Source organism: Sphingomonas naasensis, assembly GCF_004792695.1.
In the GTDB taxonomy this organism is placed as follows: Bacteria; Pseudomonadota; Alphaproteobacteria; order Sphingomonadales; family Sphingomonadaceae; genus Sphingomonas; species Sphingomonas naasensis.
In genome coordinates, this window is the sequence record NZ_SRXU01000016.1 from 1 (window position 1) to 4834 (window position 4834).

Below are 4834 nucleotides of genomic sequence, written 5' to 3' on the forward strand. Positions count from 1 at the left end.
ATCAATGCCGAGCTGCTCGCCTTCGCCCGCGGCGAGACCGTGCGCGCCGAGCCGGGCTATCTGCTGCGCCCGCGCGACGGCTGAGTCCCGGCCGCTGAGGCGGCGCGGCTGCTGGCCGGCCGGCCGGGCTTCGCCGGCGCCGAGCGGCTCGGCATGCGCATCTCGGGCGCCGGCGATCTCGCGGCGAGCTATGGCAGGCTCGCCCGCGCCCCGGGCAAGCCGCCCGCCTATTATGTCCGGATCTGGCGCCGCGAGGCCGCGGGCTGGCGCCTGCTCATCGACGAGCTGACCTGAACCGCCACCGCGCCGCTCGTCGACACAAAATGGCACTTTCGCCGCAAAAGGGCGGCCGCCGCCGCCGGGCTATGCTGAAACGAACGCGCACCCCAACGGCATCGGCTCGATCGCGAGACCCGATCCGGTGCCGGAGGTGAACGAAATCCGCTTCTAGTTCTTCCTCGCTCTAGACTGCGGAGGGGCGGCCTTTCTCCCGAGGGCCGCCCCAACTTCGTTCTACTGACTCTATTCATTGCGTTGGCAAAGCAGATAGTTTCAGTCGTCACTTTTTATTTAAGATTTATCGAGCGGTTGTCTGTCCCGGTCGCAAAATGACGGACCCTGACGCCGCACGACCCTAGCCCCGACGCGAGCGTGCCCCGGCACGTCCCGTAGCATCAGGAAAAGGGGCTTTTCCACGTGACCAGCGTACATCTTCCCGCAAACCGTCGTGGCGCAGGGCGCCGTCTCTCCGGCCGCGCGGCGCTGCTGCTCGGCTCGGCGCTGCTGCCGATGGCGATGGCCTCGGCCGCGCATGCCCAGACCGGCGAAACGGTGGTGCTCGAGGAAGGGCGGACGCCGACGCCGGTGGCGCTGGGTGCGGGCGACGATCGGCTGGTGGTCGATATCGCGCACGTCAATGGCGATACCGGCGTGCTGGATCTGAGCGGCCTCGTCACCGGGCCGCTCACCAACGCGGGCGGCAACGACACCGTGTGGCTGCGCGCGACCAGCACGACGACGCACGATATGGTCTATCAGAATAGCCGCGCAAACTCCGCGACGCGGCAATATGTGACTGCCGATGGCGCCGTCTTCACCGGCGGCACCGTCTATGAGGCGTCGGGCAACGATACCGTCCTGACGCTCCAGAACACCGCGCGCTCGACGCGGACGCCACCGACCAGCGAGGACACCACGCTGCGTTTCGGCCCGCTGCGAATGGCCGGCGACGGCAAGATCATCGTGGATTTCTTTCTGCAGGCCGACCAGACGGGCGATACCGACAAGGCCCTTTATGTCGAGGCGGAGACGTCGGCGCCGGGCGGCGACGGCAAGCTCGACATCGAGCTTCGCGACGGTGTCGGCGGCGACATTGCCAGCACGGGGCTGATCGACGTCAGCAATGCCCGTTCGTTGTTGATCACCAACCAATCACAAGTGCGCTACGAGAGCGGGATCGGCATCAGAGGTGGTGCAGCGGACATCACCATCGACGCCAATAGCTGGCTCGACGCCGAAGACACCGTGGCCCCGACCACGGTGATCGAGAGCAGTGGCCGTGTCTACAACAAGGCGCTGATAACCAATGGCGGCCAAGCCGGCGGCGCCACCCAAGGCGGCGTGGGCGTCACCCTCGACGGCGGCCAGCTCTACAATATCTTCAAGGAGCATGAGGACGGCACCCGCGTCGTTAGCGGCGGTCTCGGCAGGATTCTGGGCGGCGGTGCCGCGGTGCGCGCGGAGGGCGGTGCCAACTACATCGAGAATTCGGGCTTCATGACCGCGAAGAACGGACCGACCATCGTCAACGCCGGCCAGACGCTCGTCACGCGCAACGTCATCACGAAGTTCACCAACGGCCCGAATAGCCAGACGGGCGAGATCGAGGGCGGGACCGTTGCGGGGCGCAAGATCGCCTATCAGAGCGGCAACAACAGCACCGATGTGGTGGTCAACTCGGGCAAGATCACCGGCGACATAGTGTTCGGCAACGGGGCGGGGATGTTCCTCTATACCGGCGCGAACAACGGCGTGACCGGCACGATCGACGGTGGCGACGGAATCGATGCGTACGGCAAGTCGTTCACTGCTTCGGTGACCCACACCCTCGCCAACAATATCCTGAACCAGGCGGGGATCGCCGGTTTCGAGATGCACGGCATCGAGGCGAGCGGAGCCAACACCATTGTCACCGTCGCCGCCGCCGAGACGCTCGATGCGGGTCTGATGCTGATCGGCAACGGTACCGTGGTGAACACCGCGAACATCACGGTTTCGAACGGCTTCCACCCCGGGCTTTGGGCGCGCGACATCGACGGTATCACGGGAGGGCTTCGCTTCCTCAACCGCGGTACGATCCGGACGCAGGGGGCGGCCTATTATGGAGAGGGAAACACCGCCAGCTTCGTCAATGAAGGCTCGATCACATCCGATTTCGATACGACGGTGAGAATCGAGCTGGACACGACCGGCGCCCCGGTCCCGACTTTCTACTTCAGCAACAGCGGGACGCTAATTTCGGATGCTGACGAAGGCTCGGTCGTCAGGCTGGCGTTTAACGCGCGCGGTACGGATGGCGTACTCGCCGACCTCATCAACAGCGGCACGATCCGCCACACCAAGGGCGCAGCGGAAGCGGACGGGGAAATGTTCGCGTTTGATGCGGCGGACCGCAGTGGTCGCGGCGACCTGATCCGGCTCGCCAATACCGGAACGATCGAGGCCACCGGGCGCGGGACGTCGGGCATCCGCCTTGCTGGCAGCAATCTGGAATTCCGGAACGAGCGTGCGGTGAATGTCACCGGCGATGGCGCCGGCGGGGTCTCTCTGCAATATGCCCGCGACGCGATTCAGCCGCGCACGCTGGCCTCGCTCGTCAATAGCGGGACGATTACGGCGGCCGGCAATTCGCTGTTCGACGACGAGACGAGCAGTCTCGTGCTGACATACGGCGCCGCCTTCGACATGGGTGGATCGAGTGGCGGCGACGCCAGTTTCACCAATAGCGGGACGATCGCGACGAGCGGTAGCGGGTCGGTTGCGGTCGCCGCTTATGGCGGCACGACCGGAGATACCGGCTCGAGTTTCACGCTCGAGAACAGCGGCACGATCCGCGGCCTGGCCGAGACCGGTTTCGGTGGGCGCGTATCTGTCGAGAATCTCGATCTGCTCGGCGAGGACGATCTCGTCCTCGCGGGCGCGATCCATACCCGCAACACGGCCGACGATATCACCAACCGCGGCACGATCGAAGGCAATGTCCATCTCGGCGAGCTCGGAGATATCTTCCGCAACTATGGCGCGATGCGCGGCAATGTCTCGTTGGGTTCGGGTGGGGACGACTATGTGACCGGTTCGGGGGCGTCGCTCACGGGGATCGTGGACGGTGGCGTCGGCGACTGGGATCAGATCCTCGTCGACATGACCGGCGCGGACGCCAAGAAGCTCAACGCCAGCCAGTTCCGGAACTTCGAGGCGCTCACCGTTTTCAATGCGACCGCGGGCAGCGGGATCGTGTCGATCTTCGGCGATATCGATCTCGCCATGCTGCGCCTGCGCAACATCGCGCTTCATATCGACGCCGGCGATACGGTGCGGTCGGCCTCGGGCGCGACCGGATATACGTTCGGCGACTCGATGGAGCGATCGAGCGAGACGGTGGACAATGCCGGCACGATCGTCGGCGGCGTTTCGCTGGGCGCCGGTGAGGACAGCCTGATCAACAGCGGGACGATCGGCTACGACGTCGATATGGGCGCCGATGCGGACAGCATCACCAATTCGGGCACCATCAACGGCAACGTCAACGCCGGCACCGGCAACGACACCGTCACCAATTCGGGTACGATCAACGGCACCCTCAACCTCGGCGCCGGCGACGATCGCTACGTCGCGCAGAGCGGCGGGCTGGTCACCGGCGCGATCGACGGCGGCGACGGCACCGACACCTTCGTTTTCCGCCTCAACGGCAATAGCGGGTCGATCCCGGGCGGCTTCACCAATTTCGAATCGTTCGGCGCCTATGGTCCCGGCACGCTGACCCTCGCGCTCGATCAGGATTACGACACGATCGAGCTGTTCGAGACCGCCAATCTGACGCTGACCGATGGCCCCGGCACGGTCGGCCAGATCAAGGGCGACGACAGCGCGCAGATCGTGACGATCGAGGATGCCGACTTCGCGGGCGGCGTCTCGCTCGCCGGGGGCGATGACACGCTGTCGATGCACCTCGACGGCGCGCTGGGCGGCGCGCTGGACGGCGGCGCGGGGACCGATACGCTCAAGCTCCATCTCGACGACTTCTCGTCGATCAACGACCTGTTCAACTTCGAGATCGTCGACGTGACCGGCGCCTCGCCGCTGCGTCTGACCGGCACGCTCGGCGCCGGGCAGCAGATCAACTTCGACGGATCGGACAACCGCTTCATCGTCGACGCGGATGCGGTGTTCGAAGGCAATGCCAATGGCGGCGACGGCACCGACTCGTTCGAGGTCTATACGGGCAATGCGAACAATCGCACGATCGTGGCCGGTCAGATCACGTCGTTCGAGAAGCTGATCGCCGGCGGGGCGGGAGCGCTCGCGCTCACCGGGCAGGCGTACAGTTTCGAGAGCGTAGAGGTGGCGGGCAATCTCGCGATCGGCAACGGCGCATCGCTCGCCTCGGCCGGCGGCGTGCATTTCGGCGACAGCGACAACCGCCTGACGCTCGAAGGCACCGGCGTGGTGACCAGCCCGGTCGACGGCGGCGACGGCACCGACACGATCGCGTTCGATCTGGCCGCGGGCCAGACGCGCACGCTCAGCAGCGTCGGGTCGATCAGCAATTTCGAGA

The 4834-nt window shown here is 65.7% G+C and carries 2 protein-coding genes; both read left to right on the forward strand.

Annotated features, from left to right (window positions below):
- Positions 1–153: 153 nt before the first annotated feature.
- Positions 154–294 carry a hypothetical protein gene (locus tag E5A74_RS21065; RefSeq protein WP_168355598.1) on the forward strand — a complete coding sequence of 47 codons (141 nt, stop codon included), beginning with the start codon at positions 154–156 and terminating at the stop codon, positions 292–294.
- Between the two features lie 402 nt (positions 295–696).
- Positions 697–4834 (forward strand): beta strand repeat-containing protein (locus tag E5A74_RS20680; RefSeq protein ID WP_135987521.1); only part of this gene is annotated, 4138 nt, incomplete at its 3' end.